Consider the following 15,366-nt stretch of genomic DNA (forward strand, 5'->3'; position numbering starts at 1 on the left):
GGCAGGGGGTGTGCGCTATTGTTTCCAACGGCTCGCACGAGAGTGTGACGCCGCGAGGTAATCCCCCATAGCTCAATTGGCAGAGCATTCGACTGTTAATCGAAGGGTTCCTGGTTCGAGTCCAGGTGGGGGAGCGCAGTCCCCGTTCGGTTCGCCCGGGCGGGGATTTTTGCTGTCGGGAGTGTGCCGCACGAGCCCCCCGGCGCGGCCCGTGAACGTACCGGACATGTGGTACCGAGAGTTCGAGTTAGTTAACAGATCGTGACGCCAATTTCTGTATATCGAATGAATGAATCCCATCGACCGATGTCAGGTTTGTCGGTCGTCCGCGACATACTGAACGAGCGATCCCGGTGGCTCAACAGTGCTATAAAAAGCCGGGTCGGTCGGTTTTAAGGGGCTTCATGAGTTTGAGTTACGCAGCAACAGTTCCGCGGCACCTCGTGCATCGGAGGTCGCCGGGCGACGTTCTGTTGACCGATTACGAGACCGTCGACGGTACGCATCGGGCGGCGGTGCAGTTCCCGACGTCGCATCGCATGTTCGCGCCGGTCCGCCGAACCCACGACTCGTTGATGGTGGCCGAGGCTCTGCGCCAAGCGATCAGCCTCTTCTGTCACGTCAACCACGGCGTTCCACTCGATCATGTGGTGTTCATCGAGCACTCCCGCTTCGAGATCCTGGACCCGCTCTCCGTCGACGACATCGACGATTCGCTTGTCGCAGAGTCGATCACGACCGACGTGACGTTCGAGAACGAGTCGCTGGACAACATGAAGCTCTCCGCCCGGCTCCTGAACGGCACCCACCTCGTCGCGTCGGGGACGGCGTCGGTCCGGACCATCGGACCCGAGGTGTACTCGCAGTTTCGCAAGTCGACCGTTGCCGACCCCCACTTCCGTTTCCTGCCGGCCGGAACCGAGGTGGTCTCACCGTCCTCGGTCGGACGTCTCGATCCGTCCGACGTGGTGTTGGCACGGCACACATCCGACGGGACCATCGTCGTGGCGCCGGATCCGCGCAACCTGGCGATGTTCGACCACTCGGTCGAGTATCTGCCGGGCGTCACGATGCTCGAGGCGGGCCGTCAGGCTCTGCGCTTGGCGACCGGAACACCGACGCTGGATTTCACCTCCTGCGAGGTGAGGTTCATGGGATTCGCCGAGTGGACCAACCCGTGCTCGGTGATCGTCGACGCGGACTCCACCGACGGCATCTTCCGCATTCAGTTCGAGCACGACGGCGAGGTGCTGTCGGCGATGTCCGTCACGACGACGTCCGAACCGTGGTTGGCCCCTACCGATCGCTCCAGTCGATAAGGGCGTCTTCGGCCACTGTCGTCACCCGCGCGAGGCGTCGACGCGGCACCACCGAGGGCAGCAACATCTGCCACATCTCGGTCAGCCGTTGCTGTAGATCGGCGCGTCCGGTCAACATCTCCGATACCGTCTGCACGCCGGTGAACGACGCGACGATGTATCGACCGAGCGTGAGTGCGTCGATACCGTCGACGATGTCGCCCTCGGCCTGAGCACGTGCGGCCAGATCGCCCATCTTGCCGATCCAGTCCTCGAACGCGCGCGCATTGGGGCTGTCCACGATGGCCGACTCCAGCGTCAACCGCATACCCCCGCGGGCGATGGAGTCGGTCTGTAGTTGTCGTCCCAGCTCCTTGCTCACCAGGATCAGGGCGTCCAACGCTTTCGGCGTCTGCTCGATGATGAGGGCGCTCGCACTCGCCGCCATGGCCAGCTGCGCGTCGATCACTGCCTGCGCCAGATCTTCCTTGGACGAGAAATGGAAGTACATCGCGCCTTTGCTGACCCCGGCATGGGCGATGATGGTGCTCAAACTTGCTGTGCCGTAACCGAACTTCTCGAAACTGGCGGCGGCCCCCTCGAGTACGGCCTGCCTGGTGGACGCTGCACGCTCCTGCATCGGTAGACAATAACTGTTGCCCGGGTTCGCGGCACGGCGGAGTGAAGGACGTTCGCGCTGCAAAATAGTCCTCGCCGGCTGCGTACGATCGGCGCGGTGACGACAGCGCGATTCAAGGATCTGTGTATCGATGCAACGAATCTCGAGGCAATGGTGACCTTCTGGTCCGCAACCGTCGGACTCGGTGTCGTTCGTACGGGCTCGCCCGACATCGTGAAGCTCGGCGGGGTCGAGCCCACACAGACAATCTGGGTCAATCGGGTACCGGAGTTCAAGGCAGTCAAGAATCGTGTCCATCTGGACGTGCACGTGACAACGACCGAACTGCCCGGTGCCAAACCAGTTTCGGCCCAGGGTGAATTCGGCTGGCGCGTGATGGCCGATCCCGACGGAGGGGAGTTCTGCGCCTTCGTCCGGCCGGAAGTCGGCCCCTACAGGATGTACGAACTGGTGGTCGACGCTCTCGACGCGAAGACTCTGGCCGGCTGGTGGGCACAGGTACTCGGCGGAACGACAGAGGGCAGCGAGGAAGGCTGGCACGCGATCGAGGGCGCTGCCGGAGTGCCGTTCGAGTCGATGGTCTTCGCCCAGGTTCGCGAAGCCAAGACCGGCAAGAACCGTGTCCACTGGGACATCGAGGTCGACTTCGTCGACGCGATCGCCGAATTGGAATCACTCGGCGCACGGGTGCTCCGGCGACCGGACTCGGACATCGAATGGACCGTCATGGCGGACCCGGAGGGCAACGAGTTCTGTGTGTTCGTGACTGAGTGAGTCACCTGTAGTCGGTATCGGAACCTGCAGTGCGAACGTCGCGGGCTTGATCGAGGCGACCCTGGAGGTAGGTCTCGATCCACTCGAAGGACTTCGAGCCCAGCGGAAGCCGCAGCGGGGGAGTTTCCGAAGAAATCGCGGCGATGATGGCATCGACACCGCGGCGTGGGTCGCCGGGCTGATGGCCGTGGGTGGCTTCGAAGGCAGTTCGAGCCGGTCCGATCAGGGTGGCGTAGTCGTCCAGAGGGGTTCCCCATTGCATCGACCGTCCGCTCGCGTCGGTGCGAAACGGGCCCGGTTCGACGATGGTGACCCCGATACCGAGATGACGCACCTCCGCGGCGAGAGCCTCCGAAAAGCCTTCGAGCGCGAATTTGCCTCCTGCATATGCGGTTCCGCCCGGACCGGGTACCACGCCGATGACCGAGGACATCTGCACGATGTGGCCGCTACGGCGCGCCCGCATCGAAGGCAGCACCGCCCGGGTGACGGCCAATGGGCCGAAGAAGTTGACCTCGAGGTTGTGGCGAAAGTCGGGTTCGTCGATCTCCTCGAACGCGCCGAGCAGGCCGACACCGGCGTTGTTGACCAGGACGTCGATGCGTCCGAATCGGTCGAGAGCGTAGGCCACGGCGGAGTCGATCGAATCTCGGTCGGTCACATCGAGCCGTGCGTGGAGCAACCGATCGCTTTCGGGCCCCTCGAGATCGGCGACGCTGCGGGCGGTGGACAGCACTCGATCACCCGCGTCCAGTGCGGCAGCGACGAATTGACGGCCGAAACCCGAGCTGGCCCCGGTGATCAACCAGACCCTGTCCGATCCCGTCGTGTCCATGTCGCCCTACCTCTCGAAGATGTTGGTCGTGAGCCGCGATAACGGTAGTGATGGCGAATGACGGAGAGCAACCGAATTGATGGCAGGCTGAGGCAATGGTCGATACGAGTGCGGGAATCCTGTTGTATCGCGTCGGTGTCGACGGTCCGGATGTCCTGATCGCTCACCCCGGCGGACCGTTCTGGGCGCGCAAGGACGAGGGAGCCTGGTCGATCGTCAAAGGGTTGATCACCGATGGCGAAGACCCCTGGACGGCGGCTCAGCGGGAATTTCGAGAGGAAGTCGGCAGCGATGTGCCGGCCGGAGAACACATCGAACTCGGCACCGTCACACAGCGCGGCGGAAAGATCGTCACCGCGTTCGGCGTCGAGGCCGATCTGGATGTCTCGAATGCGGTGAGCAACACAGTCGAGATCGAGTGGCCCCCGAAATCCGGCCTCATGAAGTCGTTTCCCGAGGTCGACCGCGTCGAGTGGTTCCCGCTGGCGCAGGCGAGAACGAAGTTGCTCGCCTCCCAGCACCCCTTTCTGGACGCACTTGAGGCCGTTGTGGCAGCGCCGTAGTTTCGGCGCGGGTTCCCGGGGTATCCAGCGGCCGGAAATGACGAGGGTCGCGGATGCAGGGTGGGAAATTGATCATGACGCCTACGGGTACGGCAGGCGCAACTGCTCACGCGGAGACTGCTCTCGTGGAGACCGTATGGGGCGGCCGCGTAGTGGCATCGGCGTTCGTGGTCTTGTCCACCGGACTGTCGTGGGTCTTCGTCGCAACGGCAATGATCGGACAGTGACCGAGGATCGGTCGGCCGATACTGCTCGGCGACAACGACGAAGGACGGCACAGTGACCGACGGCATTGCCTCTGCAACTCCACCAGCGACAGAGGTACCCGCGCGGGCCTGGAAAGCGCTCGTGGTTCTGCTGCTCGGTATGTTCATGGCCCTGCTGGACACCACCATCGTGAACGTGGCACTACCGACGATCAGCACCACGCTGGAGGCGTCGGAATCGGTTCTGTCGTGGATCATCTCGGGGTACGCCCTCGCCTTCGGATTGGCTCTCATACCGGCTGGCAAGGTGGGCGACCGGATCGGCCACAAGTGGGTGTTCTGCACCGGTCTCGCCCTCTTCACCGTCGCGAGCTTCGCGTGTGGTCTGGCTCAGGACGATCTGCAACTGGTCGTCGCGCGAGTCGTTCAGGGCTTGGCAGGCGGCATGTTCGTGCCCGCCGTCACCGCGTTCATCCAACTGTTGTTCCCAGGGCCGGTGCGGGGCAAGGCATTCGCCATCATGGGTGCGGTCATCGGAGTGTCGACTGCGCTCGGTCCCATCGTCGGCGGTCTGATCATCCAGGCTTTCGGCGACGAGAACGGCTGGCGACTCGTCTTCTGGGTCAACCTGCCGATCGGAATCGTCGGTCTCGTCGCGGCTGCAGTACTGCTCCCGGGCAAGACCGATGCCGAACCGGCAGCCCGCCCCGGAATCGACTGGCTCGGACTGATACTCATCTCCGCAGGTCTCATCGCATTGCTGGTTCCGCTGATCGAAGGCCAGGAATTGGGCTGGCCCATGTGGACCTACCTGACGATCGCCGCGGGTGTCGGTCTCATCGCGTTGTTCGGCTGGTGGGAAGTGGTTCGGACCGGCCGTGGACAGAATCCGTTGGTGCCACCTCGATTGTTCACCCGTCCGGCCTTCACTGGAGGCGTGATCCTCGCGCTCGTCTACTTCGCTGCCTTCACGAGCATCTTCTTCACCATCTCGCTGCTGTGGCAGACCGGACTCGGAAACACGGCCCTGGCATCGGGACTGGTGTCCATACCGTTCGCGATCGGCAGCATCATCGCGGCCTCGCAGAGCAACAGGCTGACGATCCGTCTCGGTCGCACCGTCCTGATACTCGGCGCGTCGCTCGTCTCGATCGGGCTGATCTGGCTGTGGATCATCCTCGCGACCAGCTCGGCCGACACGATCTCGCACTGGACGCTGATGGTTCCACTGTTCATCGCGGGTCTCGGCAACGGCGCGTTCATCGCACCCAACGCCCAGTTCATCGTCGCCACCGTCGATCGCGACGACGCGGGAGCAGCGAGCGGGGTCATCTCCACCATGCAGCGCGTCGGCTCGGCGATCGGTATCGCCGTCATCGGCAGCGTGCTGTTCGGATCTCTGAACATCACCGGCCCCGACACCGTCGGATCCGGCTTTCTGCACGGCGCGGCGATGGCGATGGCCGTGAGTGCAGCGTTCAGTGTGGTCGCACTGGCGTTGGTGTTCGCGCTCCCCAAGAAAGTCCAGAGCGGGCACTGAGCGCACCGCTCAGGAGGACAAGCCCTTGCTGTGCCGATCGACGACGGTTGCTGCGAGGTCGGCAATCTTGACGTTCAGGTCCTGAGAAGACTTACGCAGCAGGGCGAACGCCTCGTCGCCGGACACATCGTGCAGAGCCATGATCAGGCCGATCGCCTTGCCGATCTCACGGTTGCTCTCGAGCCCGTCACGCAGAGTAGACGCCTCCTGACCGTTCATGACCGCAGCAACGGTGACCGCCGTGAATGCCGTCAGAATGATCGCCTTGCTCGCACTGTCGGTGTCGAACACACCTGGCTTGTCCGTGAACAAATTGAGCGCGCCGACCTTCTGATCGTCCACGTTGAGCCGAAATCCCATGGCACCTCGCACCGGCGTGCGGTTCAACACACCGCGAGCCATCGCGGGCCACTGGGTGGGTGTTCGGAAGTCGGCTTCGAGCTGCGCTGCCTCGCTGGTGATCGCGTCCAGGCAGGGGCCTTCGCCGGTAGCGCGCTCGATATCGTCGACGATGCGCGCGATATCGTCCGAGGCGGCTACGGTGACGGGCTTTCCGTGGCGCATCAGCATCAGGCTCGCGTGATCGCAATGGGGAACGATCAGCACCGCGGCGTTGCAGATCGCAGTGTAGATCGCCTCGGCGCTGCTGCCTCGATACACGATGTCGGCCAGAGCGGCGAACACTGTAGCCGGATCCGTCGACGGGCCGTCGTGCTGCGTGACTTCGTTCACTTGGCTACTCCCGTCCAGTGTCGGTGTTCGAGCGACCGGCACTCGAAGTGAACCAACCGTACCGCCACGGGATGGGGTGTTCGAACATGCGGGTACCGGCAGTAGCCTCAGGTCGTGAGCGATGCGCAAGGATCCACCGGTTTCGAGTACGGCTACGACGGTCCGAAGTCGATCGTCGTAGGGGTCGACGGTTCCGATTCCTCCTGGCGCGCGGCTGCCTATGCGGCAGGACTCGCTCGTAGGCAGCGGTCGCTGCTGGTGCTGGTGTACGTGCAGCCCATTGCGACGGCGTCGTGGGGCCAGGCCGGCATCTCACTTGTCGAAACCGGACAGCAGATCGCCGACGAGTTGCTCGACTACGTCCGAACCTCTGCGGCACGATTCGGGGATCGGGAGCACGTGCGGTGGGAGTTCCGGACCGCGCAAGGCGACCCGTACAACGGGCTGATCGCCGTGGCAGAGCAATTGCGCACCGACGCCGTCGTCGTGGGAGCGTCCGAGAACGCGGGGCATCGAATCGCCGGTTCGGTGGCGGTGCGGTTGGTCAAAGCGGGCCGCTGGCCGGTGACCGTGGTGCCCTGAACGATCCGAAATCGAGCCTGACTGCCGTCCGCACTGTAAAAATAGGCAGTCACCTCGTCGGATGCGAGGCGCACGTGGTGCCGTTCTCGAGGATCCGAGGAGTTCCATGGCTGGGCTGTCGCGTCGACAATTCATAGCTCGAGTAGGGGCTCTGGCGGCGGCGTGGGGAATCGCGCCCCACGTGCTGGGTCAGGCTCTCGTTGCGCACGCCCAGCCCGTGGAGGCGGACGGGACCGGAACACTCGCGCAGACGATCCTGCGAACCTCGACCGGACCTGGGAAGTACCGCGTGCTCGGCGCCGGTCCGGGGGAGCCGTACGTTGCTCGCCTGGACGTTCTCGGACGAGCGCCGAGTCCGTCGAGGGTGCAATCTCGACGGTCGTTGCTCTACCTCGGGCACCTCTCGGACATGCACGTCATCGATGCGCAGTCGCCCGGACGCATCGAGCCCATGATCGTTTCCGACCACGCCGCCTGGGGATCGGCGTTCCACCCGCAGGATCCGCTGACCGTGCACGTCACCGCGGCGATGGTGAAGGCTTTCGCGGACGCTCGGATCAGCCCGGTCACCGGCGCACCGATGGGAGCGGCGGTCGTCACCGGAGACAGTGCCGACATGCACTCGCATCTCGAACTGCGCTGGTACATCGATGTTCTCGACGGCGTTCCGGTTCGGCCTACGAGCGGGGCCGCAGATGTCTTCGAGGGTGTCCAGGCCTGGCCGGAGGCGCAGTGGGCCTATCGGCCGGGTGATCCGTCGGGAGGGTCGTTCGGCGACTACGGATTCCCGACGCTTCCCGACCTCCTCGAACAGGCGATGTCGGGCACCGTGGAATCGGTGGGGCTGCCGGTGCCGTGGTATTCGGTGTACGGCAACCACGACACGCTGCTGCTCGGGACATTCGATCTGTCCTCGCAACTGCATTCGCTCGCCGTCGGGGGTCGCAAGGCGTACACCCTCGAGGCGACGGCTACGTCGGCTCTGGCCGGCTACGCGTCGACGGCCAGTCCGCTGCAGCGGATGGTCGATGCTCTGGGCGTCGGATCCGGTGCGCGACCGGGGTTTCGCGCAGTCTCGGCCGATCCGTCGCGATACCTGTTCGAACAACGCGAGTTCATGCAGGAGCACTTCGAGACCACGCCGACGCCGGGTCCGATCGGTCACGGCTTCACCCAACACAACCTCGATTCGGGCGAGACCTGGTGGACGGCAGACCCCACCCCGAACATCCGCACGTTCGGTCTCGACACCTGCAACGCTGTCGCCGGGCCCGACGGCGCGGTGCCGGAGAACCAATTCGACTGGCTCACCCAGCAATTGGAGCGGGCGCAGGCCGAGAACAAGCTCGTGCTGATCTACACGCACCACAACAGCCTCACACTGGAGAACCGAGCACAGAGGCCGGGGCAATCGGTGAAGCTCTACGGCGCAGACGAATTCATCGATCTGCTGCTGAAGTATCCGGTGGTGATCGGCTGGCTCAACGGCCACACCCACCAGAATCAGATTTTGGCGCACTCGCGAGACGGACGAGGATTCTGGGAGATCACGACCGCGTCGTGCATCGATTTCCCGCAGCAGCAGCAAGTGGTCGAGATCGTCGACAACCGAGACGGGACCCTGTCGCTGTTCACCACGGTCCTCGACCACGCATCTCCGGTCACGCCCGGAAACAGCGGAACCTACCTGGATCTGGCGTCGCGCAGCCGAGAGTTGGCGGCCAACGACTGGGCCGAGAATCCACTGATGCGTCGAGGGTCGCGCCTGGATCGCAATACCGAATTGCTCCTGCCGGCACCGTTCGATCTGAGCACCATCACCGACGCCGCGCTCGAGCAACAACACCTGGACGAACACGCGAGACTGATCGCCTACGAGACGAGGCAGGGCCGATGAACGGTAGACACAGAGTGGCTCTGCTGGTGTCCGCTGTCGTCGTGGCGTGCGCGGGGTGCTCGCAGACCGCTGCGCTCGCCCCGGTCGGCGGTGCCGAGCTCGGAAATCTGCGCTACGCCGTCAACGACGTTCTGTTGGAGAAGGGAGTCGAGATACTGGTCGCGCCGGTGTGCTCGGGTACCGGGGCCGATATCGAATGCGCAGGGGAGACAACGGACAACGAGGCGATTACCGGTTCGGCCACGTCGGACGACGCGAGCACCGTCGAGGTGAAGGTCGGTACGGAGGTTCTCTATTCGGGATCCGTGCAGGATGTGCTCGATCGCAACTCGACGGTCGGTGCGCCGTGAGAGGGGTCGGTGTTCTTGCCCTCATGGCGGTCGTGTCGGCTCTGGTTCAGGCGCTGACAGTCCTGGGCGATCCCGTACCCACGTCCTCTGTCGGGTTTGCGGCATTGGTTCTGGTTTCTGCTGCCGCCGTGGTACTCGCCATGTGGATCACCGCATCGACGGCACTCGACGTGGTGGACGGCAATGCGCGCGGTGCGCTGAGTCGGGCATGGAGACGGCCGCGTGTCCTGATGTGGTGCGTGGCGTTGACCGGGGTGGCCGTTGCGCTGGCAATTCTTTTCCCGCTGCTCCCGGTCATCGTGATTGTGGTTGCGCTGCTGATACTTCCAGGCGTGGCCGACGGGCACCGACATCCGTTCCGCGCAGCGTCGGCTACGGTCCGGCAGTCCCCGGGGCGGTGCGCAGTCGCGGCTGTCGTCACGATTCTGGCCTTCATCCTCGCTTGGGTCGTGGCACTGGTACTGGGTTTCCTCGTCACCGGCGTGGTGGCGGCGTTCCTCACGTGGGTGTGGTTCGGGGCGAATGCTGCTGTGCTGCTGGTGTATTGGTCGCGGTTGTATCGAAGGGCGGTCCGCTACGAAGTGGAGTCCGACGTCGCCGAGCGGAGGTAGCCGTCGGGTGAGACGCCGATGACACGTTCGATCGCCACGTACCCCACGTCGCGGGCGATCTTCGAGATCGGTTCGCTGACCGCCCTGGATCCTTCAGAATCCGACATCCGACGGTGGATCATGTCGAATACACGATCGCTCGACGGGACACTCGAAGACGGCGTGTCGGTTGCCGAGCTCATCGCTCCCGCACGCGCTGTGCCTTGTTCCGATACATCGCGGTGTCGGCCCGATGAATGAGCGTCGCGGCTGAATCGGCGGGTCGTCGTCGTGCCTCACCGGTGCTTATCGATACACGCTGATGCCCATCGATCCCAAGGGGGTGCGTTGCTGCCTCTGCCGCCGCTGCGATGTAGTCGTGTAGGTAACGCTGTTCGTCGAACTGCCAGACGAAGCCTCGGTGAGGCCATACCGATGGGCGGGAAGCGATCAGGAACTCATCACCCGCATACCGGCAGACGATTCTGTCGTCGTGCGACAGGGCGTGAAGTCGGTCGGCGATCGCGGACAGGACTGCGTCTCCGGCGGCATGGCCGTAGCCGTCGTTGACCTGCTTGAAGTGATCGACATCGGCGAACATCACCATTACTTCGTCGCCGGCCGCAAGCCAATCGTCGATGACCGAGACTGCTACGTTGCGACGGTACAGCCCGGTCAGGTCGTCGCGTTCTGCGAGCTCCCGCCACGTTCGTGCCTCACTGACAATAGGATTCGCAAGATCCAGGGCAACGACGATGAGAGGCACGCCGTCGATCACCGCGAGTCCGGTATGCGTCCAGCACGACACCGACACGTCGTCGTCTTGGTGGAGGCGTCGCATCGCGGAGACCGGCGGTTGCGACGATTCCCCTGTTCGAGCGAAGTTGCTCAGTAGATCCTCTGATACGGCCCGGATCTGGGCATGCTCCGTTGGGTGGACGAAGGCAAAGACATCGCGGGTGTCGCTGTATGTGCGGGACAGGTTCGCAGACGTTCGGCACGCGGTGTTGACGGCCAGGATGTGAAAACTGGTGTCGTGAACGAGCGCGGGAAGTGGGATAGCGGCGACGATCTGCTGCGCGGTAGCGATCCGTGGCACGCCCTCGCTTCCCCGTGCCTCCACGTTGCCAGGGTAAACCGACGGGAATTGCTGCGAACAAAAATGCTACCGGTCAGTAAGCAACGCCACACACGGCAAGAACATGCCTCACGAGACGCGGGCTCGTCGAGTGCGCCGAAATACGGTCGACGATGTCACTCTGGAACTTATCCGACCATCCTCGGCTGTCGGGATCGCACCGTGCAGAATCCGCGATCCTGCGCCGACGACAACGTTGCCCAAAAATGGTCTGTTCTTCGACAAGTCGAACCACAGTGGTCAACCGGGAAACCAACGGCGATTCTCGGGCGTCCGAGCTGGTTGCGGCTTCTGAGGCTCGCCGACCTGACAGGCAGGCCAACCGGGTGTGGGGCGGGCGGGGCTCGAACCCGCGACCAATGGATTATGAGTCCACGGCTCTAACCGACTGAGCTACCGCCCCATGCCCGCACCAGGTACGAGCCTGCAGAATCGTACAGAATCGCGCAGCCTCGTCGGTGCATCGGGGCAGCTATTTCGCCCGGACCTGCACCGGTACGCCGTTGAGGATCGCGTTCGCCGATACGGCGTCGACGCGACTCGGGTCGGTGATGTCGTTGACACTGGGGCCGGTCACCGTCGTGGCAACGGACAGCTCCACGCCGGGGCGCTGATGCCCGAAGCCGTGCGGCATGCTCACCACACCCGGCATCATCTTCTCCGACGCCGCCACCTCGATGTCGACGGTCCCGGCGGCGGAGGTTACCGATACCATCGCCCCGTCCTCGATGCCGCGATGTTCCAGGTCGTCCGGGTGAGCCAGAAGTTGATGTCGCGCTTTGCCTTTGGTGAGCCGGGCGGTGTTGTGCATCCAGGAGTTGTTGCTGCGCAGGTGTCGACGACCGATCAGCAACAGTTCATCGCCGGTCGGAACGGCGCTCGAATGCATCAGGTCCACCAATGCGGGGAGTTCGGTGACAACGAGGTCCTGAATCAGCTGTACGCGCTTGTCCCGCGTCTTCAGCTTCTGCGGGAAGCCGGGACGCAACGGTCCGAGATCGACACCGTGTGGGTTGGCTCGAAGCTTTCTGAGCGACAAGCCTTTTCGCTGGCTGCGGAGCAGAATGTCCAGGGTGCGAGCGGGGGACAGTCGCAGGCTTGCCTCGCTGATCACGCTCTTGGGGGTCAATCGTGACTTCAGTCGACCGACCGTCGAACCGGCCATCCGGCTCTTGTAGCGGAGCGTCAGATCCCGGAATATCTCCCAATCGTGCTTTGCCCCAGCCTTCTTGGGCAGGACGGCCGGCATGTACTTGGCGGTGTTGTGGACCGCGAAGGAGTTGAAGATCAGATCGTAGTGGTCGCGTTCGAGAGACATCGTCGGCGGCAGAATCACGTGTGCGTGACGCGAGGTCTCGTTGATGTAGAAGTCGAACGACACCATGAAATCGAGACCTGCGAACGCATCGTTCAAGGTGGTGCCGCCGGGCATCGACAACACCGGATTGCCGGACAGGACCGCCATCGCGCGGATCTGGTCCTTGCCCTCGGTGGTGATCTCGTCGACGAGCGTCGAACAGGGGTATTCGCCCGCGAACTCGGGCAGGTTGCGAACGCGACTGCGCCACTTGTCGAAATGGCCGCGGCCGACGATGCCCTGCTTGATCAGATCGATCGCGGGATCTGTCACCATGGCACCGCCAGGTCGATCGAGATTGCCCGTGATGATGTTCAGTACCTGAATCGCCCACTGGCACACGGTGCCGAACTGCTGGGTCGAGACCCCCATTCGGCCGTATGTCACCGCGGACTTCGCCGAGGCGAAATCACGTGCCAGAGTCGAGATCTCCTCCGCAGCAATACCGACGACCGGAGCGACGGCTTCCGGTGTGAATTCTGCGACGAGATCCGCGAGCCGATCGGCCCCATCGATGTAGTCGGCCACTGTCACGGTGCCGTCGGCGACGATGGTGTGGATCATCGCGAGCAGCAGCAGTGCGTCGGTGCCGGGGCGAACGAAGAAATGTGTGTCCGCGATGTCCGCGGTCTCGGTCCTGCGTGGATCGACCACGACCAGGCGACCGCCCCGCTGACGCAGTGCCCGCGCTCTCTTGGCGAAATCGGGGACGGTCATCATGCTGCCGTTCGACGCCATCGGGTTGCCGCCGAGGACGAGGAAGAAGTCGGTTCGATCGATGTCCGGGATCGGCAGCAGCAGTTGGTGCCCGTACAGCAGGTGGTCGACGAGCTGATGCGGGAGTTGATCCAACGACGTGGCGGAGTATCGATTACGCGTCCGCAGGAGCGAGGTGAAAGGAATGCCGTGGGTCATGGCACCCATCGAATGCACGTTGGGGTTGCCCTGATAGAGGCCGACGGCATTGCGGCCGTGCTTCTTGCGCGTCGAGATCAGACCGTCGATCACGAGGTCGTAGGCCTCGTCCCAGCCGATCTTCTCCCATTTCTCACCCACACGTTTGACCGGTGTGGTGAGTCGGTCCGTATCGGCGTGCAGATCGATCAGCGACAGGGCCTTCGGGCAGATGTGGCCGCGCGAGAGAGGGTCCTTCTCGTCACCGCGGATGGCCGTCACCGCATCGTTCTCCACCGTGAACTCGAGCCCACAGATCGCTTCGCACAGATTGCACGATCCATACACAACTGACATCGCATTCCTCCCACTCATGTGCTGCGAGCGTAGCCCGGCGGGGGACCGGGGCAGCGTCATCGACAGACAATTAGGCTCGTGAATCGTGACCACCCTCGATCTCACGTCCTCCTGGCCCGTCGACCATGTCAGTGCAGCAGTCGTCACCGACTCCGGAGTTCGTGAGGAGGTCGGCGACACCGACCGCGTCTACGAGCTGGCCTCGGTCACCAAACTGCTCAGTGCGTACGCCGTTCTGGTCGCCGTCGAGGAAGGCGCGGTGGAGCTCGATCAACCCGCAGGACCGGAAGGGTCGACGGTTCGGCATCTGCTGGCGCACGCGTCGGGGTTGGCGTTCGGCGACCGCACCGTCCAGGCACCGGCCGGCACCAAGCGGATCTATTCGAGCGCCGGGTTCGAGGTGCTGGCCGAACTGATCGAAACCGAGGCAGGCATCGCCTTCCCCGACTACCTCGACGAGGGCGTATGCCGGCCACTGCAGATGACGAACACCGTACTACCGGGTTCGGCGGGCCACGGTGCCAGCTCCACCCTGGCGGACCTGAAGAAATTCGCGGCGGAGCTGTTGCAGCCCACGCTCCTCGCCTCGCAGACCTTCTCCGCGGCGACAGATGTGCAGTTTCCGGGTCTGAACGGGATCGTGCCCGGCTACGGATCGCACAAACCGTGCGACTGGGGGCTCGGGTTCGAGCTGCGCGGTGAGAAGACCCCGCACTGGACCGGAAGCACCAACTCGTCGGCCACGTTCGGTCATTTCGGTCAGGCCGGAACGTTCCTGTGGGTGGATCCGTCAGTGCGGACCGCGTGTGTGGTGTTGACCGATCGAGCCTTCGGGGACTGGGCGAAACCGCTGTGGCCGGAGCTGTCCGACGCCGTCCTGGCAGGGTGAACTCCGCCCGTTAACAGATTGCACTGGCGCAACAGGGGTAACTCGGGGCACACTAGTACACATACGTGTTGATTCACTGCAGCCAGCCGAAGCATGTCGAGGTCGTTGGGGAAGACGTCCCTCGTCGAAGCTGGAGGTAGTGCAATGCGTGGATCGAATCAGTTCGCAGAAGCGACGTCGGGTGTTGTGTACATCCACTCGTCGCCCGCTGCGCTGTGCCCGCACGTCGAATGGGCGTTGACCGACGCCCTCGATTGCCGTGCGAATTTGAAGTGGTCTGCGCAGCCCGCCTCCGACGGGCAGCTGCGCGCCACCACCGACTGGGTGGGCCCGGTCGGTACCGGAGCGAAGCTGGCCGGCATTCTGCGCTCGTGGCAGATGCTGCGGTACGAGGTGACCGAGGACGCAAGCGAAGGCGTCGACGGTGAACGGTTCTCGCACGTGCCAGGGTTGGGCCTGTGGCGCGGAACGACGAGCGCGAACGGGGACGTGGTGCTCGGCGAGATGCGGCTGCGCGCCCTCATGGAGAACAACCAGGGAAACTTCACCGCCGCCGTGGAGCACGCTCTCGGATCGGACTGGGACGCCGCCCTCGAGCCGTACCGCACCGGTGGTGCCGGAGCCGAAGTGACGTGGTTGAGCCGCAACGTCGGCTAGTCGTGGGAGTTGCTGGGGGTTCGGAGCCGCGGTAGTTTCGCGTTCGTGCCTGGGGTAGGCATGTGGG

16 protein-coding genes and 2 tRNA genes are annotated in these 15,366 nt (G+C 63.9%); 12 read left to right on the top strand and 6 right to left on the bottom strand.

What is annotated here, in order from left to right; genetic code table 11:
* Positions 1 to 61 precede the first annotated feature (61 nt).
* Positions 62 to 134 (top strand) — tRNA-Asn (locus tag CH295_RS19765).
* Between the two features lie 270 nt (positions 135 to 404).
* Complete coding sequence (locus tag CH295_RS19770; RefSeq protein WP_094635525.1) at positions 405 to 1,319, top strand: AfsA-related hotdog domain-containing protein; 915 nt, start codon at positions 405 to 407, stop codon at positions 1,317 to 1,319.
* Here CH295_RS19770 and CH295_RS19775 read toward each other — a convergent pair.
* The gene (locus tag CH295_RS19775) at positions 1,297 to 1,938 is read right to left on the bottom strand and encodes a ScbR family autoregulator-binding transcription factor (protein ID WP_037193014.1); all 642 of its coding nucleotides are present in this window, start codon (positions 1,936 to 1,938) and stop codon (positions 1,297 to 1,299) included. The genes CH295_RS19770 and CH295_RS19775 overlap by 23 nt on opposite strands.
* 96 nt (positions 1,939 to 2,034) lie before the next feature.
* On the opposite strand from CH295_RS19775, the gene CH295_RS19780 reads away from it, so the two are divergent.
* The gene (locus CH295_RS19780; protein WP_094741705.1) at positions 2,035 to 2,712 is read left to right on the top strand and encodes a VOC family protein; all 678 of its coding nucleotides are present in this window, start codon (positions 2,035 to 2,037) and stop codon (positions 2,710 to 2,712) included.
* 1 nt (position 2,713) lies between these two features.
* Here CH295_RS19780 and CH295_RS19785 read toward each other — a convergent pair whose 3' ends face one another.
* The gene (locus CH295_RS19785; protein WP_094741706.1) at positions 2,714 to 3,547 is read right to left on the bottom strand and encodes an oxidoreductase; all 834 of its coding nucleotides are present in this window, start codon (positions 3,545 to 3,547) and stop codon (positions 2,714 to 2,716) included.
* A 95-nt stretch (positions 3,548 to 3,642) separates the two neighbouring features.
* Between CH295_RS19785 and CH295_RS19790 the strand changes: the two genes are divergently transcribed.
* From CH295_RS19790 to CH295_RS19795, 3 genes are all read left to right on the top strand, one after another.
* Positions 3,643 to 4,110: an NUDIX hydrolase gene (locus CH295_RS19790; RefSeq protein ID WP_094741707.1), complete on the top strand. Its 468-nt coding sequence runs from the start codon at positions 3,643 to 3,645 to the stop codon at positions 4,108 to 4,110.
* A 74-nt stretch (positions 4,111 to 4,184) separates the two neighbouring features.
* Positions 4,185 to 4,337 carry a hypothetical protein gene (locus CH295_RS27880; RefSeq protein ID WP_155292937.1) on the top strand — a complete coding sequence of 51 codons (153 nt, stop codon included), beginning with the start codon at positions 4,185 to 4,187 and terminating at the stop codon, positions 4,335 to 4,337.
* Between the two features lie 52 nt (positions 4,338 to 4,389).
* Positions 4,390 to 5,856, top strand: a complete 1,467-nt coding sequence (locus CH295_RS19795) for a DHA2 family efflux MFS transporter permease subunit (RefSeq protein ID WP_094741708.1) — start codon at positions 4,390 to 4,392, stop codon at positions 5,854 to 5,856.
* A gap of 9 nt (positions 5,857 to 5,865) precedes the next feature.
* On the opposite strand, the gene CH295_RS19800 is transcribed toward CH295_RS19795, so the two are convergent.
* The gene (locus CH295_RS19800; protein WP_037193008.1) at positions 5,866 to 6,588 is read right to left on the bottom strand and encodes an ANTAR domain-containing protein; all 723 of its coding nucleotides are present in this window, start codon (positions 6,586 to 6,588) and stop codon (positions 5,866 to 5,868) included.
* A 114-nt stretch (positions 6,589 to 6,702) separates the two neighbouring features.
* Between CH295_RS19800 and CH295_RS19805 the strand changes: the two genes are divergently transcribed.
* The 4 genes from CH295_RS19805 to CH295_RS19820 all read left to right on the top strand — a co-directional run bounded on the left by CH295_RS19805 (position 6,703) and on the right by CH295_RS19820 (position 10,028).
* Positions 6,703 to 7,170 (top strand): universal stress protein, encoded by a 468-nt coding sequence (locus tag CH295_RS19805; RefSeq protein WP_094741709.1) that lies wholly within the window; start codon positions 6,703 to 6,705, stop codon positions 7,168 to 7,170.
* A 106-nt stretch (positions 7,171 to 7,276) separates the two neighbouring features.
* Positions 7,277 to 9,067, top strand: a complete 1,791-nt coding sequence (locus CH295_RS19810) for a TIGR03767 family metallophosphoesterase (RefSeq protein WP_094741846.1) — start codon at positions 7,277 to 7,279, stop codon at positions 9,065 to 9,067.
* Positions 9,064 to 9,417, top strand: coding sequence for a hypothetical protein (locus tag CH295_RS19815; protein WP_141217062.1), 354 nt, complete (start codon positions 9,064 to 9,066; stop codon positions 9,415 to 9,417). Before CH295_RS19810 ends, CH295_RS19815 begins: the two co-directional genes overlap by 4 nt.
* Before the next feature lie 23 nt (positions 9,418 to 9,440).
* Positions 9,441 to 10,028, top strand: a complete 588-nt coding sequence (locus CH295_RS19820; RefSeq protein ID WP_141217063.1) for an EI24 domain-containing protein — start codon at positions 9,441 to 9,443, stop codon at positions 10,026 to 10,028.
* Positions 10,029 to 10,206: 178 nt separating this feature from the next.
* On the opposite strand, the gene CH295_RS19830 is transcribed toward CH295_RS19820, so the two are convergent.
* The 3 genes from CH295_RS19830 to CH295_RS19840 all read right to left on the bottom strand — a co-directional run bounded on the left by CH295_RS19830 (position 10,207) and on the right by CH295_RS19840 (position 13,753).
* A complete protein-coding gene (locus tag CH295_RS19830) occupies positions 10,207 to 11,130 on the bottom strand; it encodes a sensor domain-containing diguanylate cyclase (protein WP_094741713.1) in 924 nt (307 codons plus the stop codon).
* A gap of 344 nt (positions 11,131 to 11,474) precedes the next feature.
* Positions 11,475 to 11,548, bottom strand: a tRNA-Ile gene (locus CH295_RS19835).
* A 69-nt stretch (positions 11,549 to 11,617) separates the two neighbouring features.
* Entirely contained in the window at positions 11,618 to 13,753 is a 2,136-nt protein-coding gene (locus CH295_RS19840; RefSeq protein WP_094741714.1) for a molybdopterin-dependent oxidoreductase, read from the bottom strand.
* An 85-nt stretch (positions 13,754 to 13,838) separates the two neighbouring features.
* On the opposite strand from CH295_RS19840, the gene CH295_RS19845 reads away from it, so the two are divergent.
* Together CH295_RS19845 and CH295_RS19850 are read left to right on the top strand one after the other, a co-directional pair.
* Positions 13,839 to 14,642, top strand: coding sequence for a serine hydrolase domain-containing protein (locus tag CH295_RS19845; RefSeq protein ID WP_094741715.1), 804 nt, complete (start codon positions 13,839 to 13,841; stop codon positions 14,640 to 14,642).
* 144 nt (positions 14,643 to 14,786) lie between these two features.
* Complete coding sequence (locus CH295_RS19850) at positions 14,787 to 15,299, top strand: DUF3145 domain-containing protein (RefSeq protein ID WP_037192992.1); 513 nt, start codon at positions 14,787 to 14,789, stop codon at positions 15,297 to 15,299.
* The last annotated feature ends 67 nt before the right edge of the window (positions 15,300 to 15,366 follow it).

The sequence above is a fragment of the Rhodococcus sp. 14-2483-1-2 genome, assembly GCF_002259405.1.
Classification (GTDB): Bacteria; Actinomycetota; Actinomycetes; order Mycobacteriales; family Mycobacteriaceae; genus Rhodococcoides.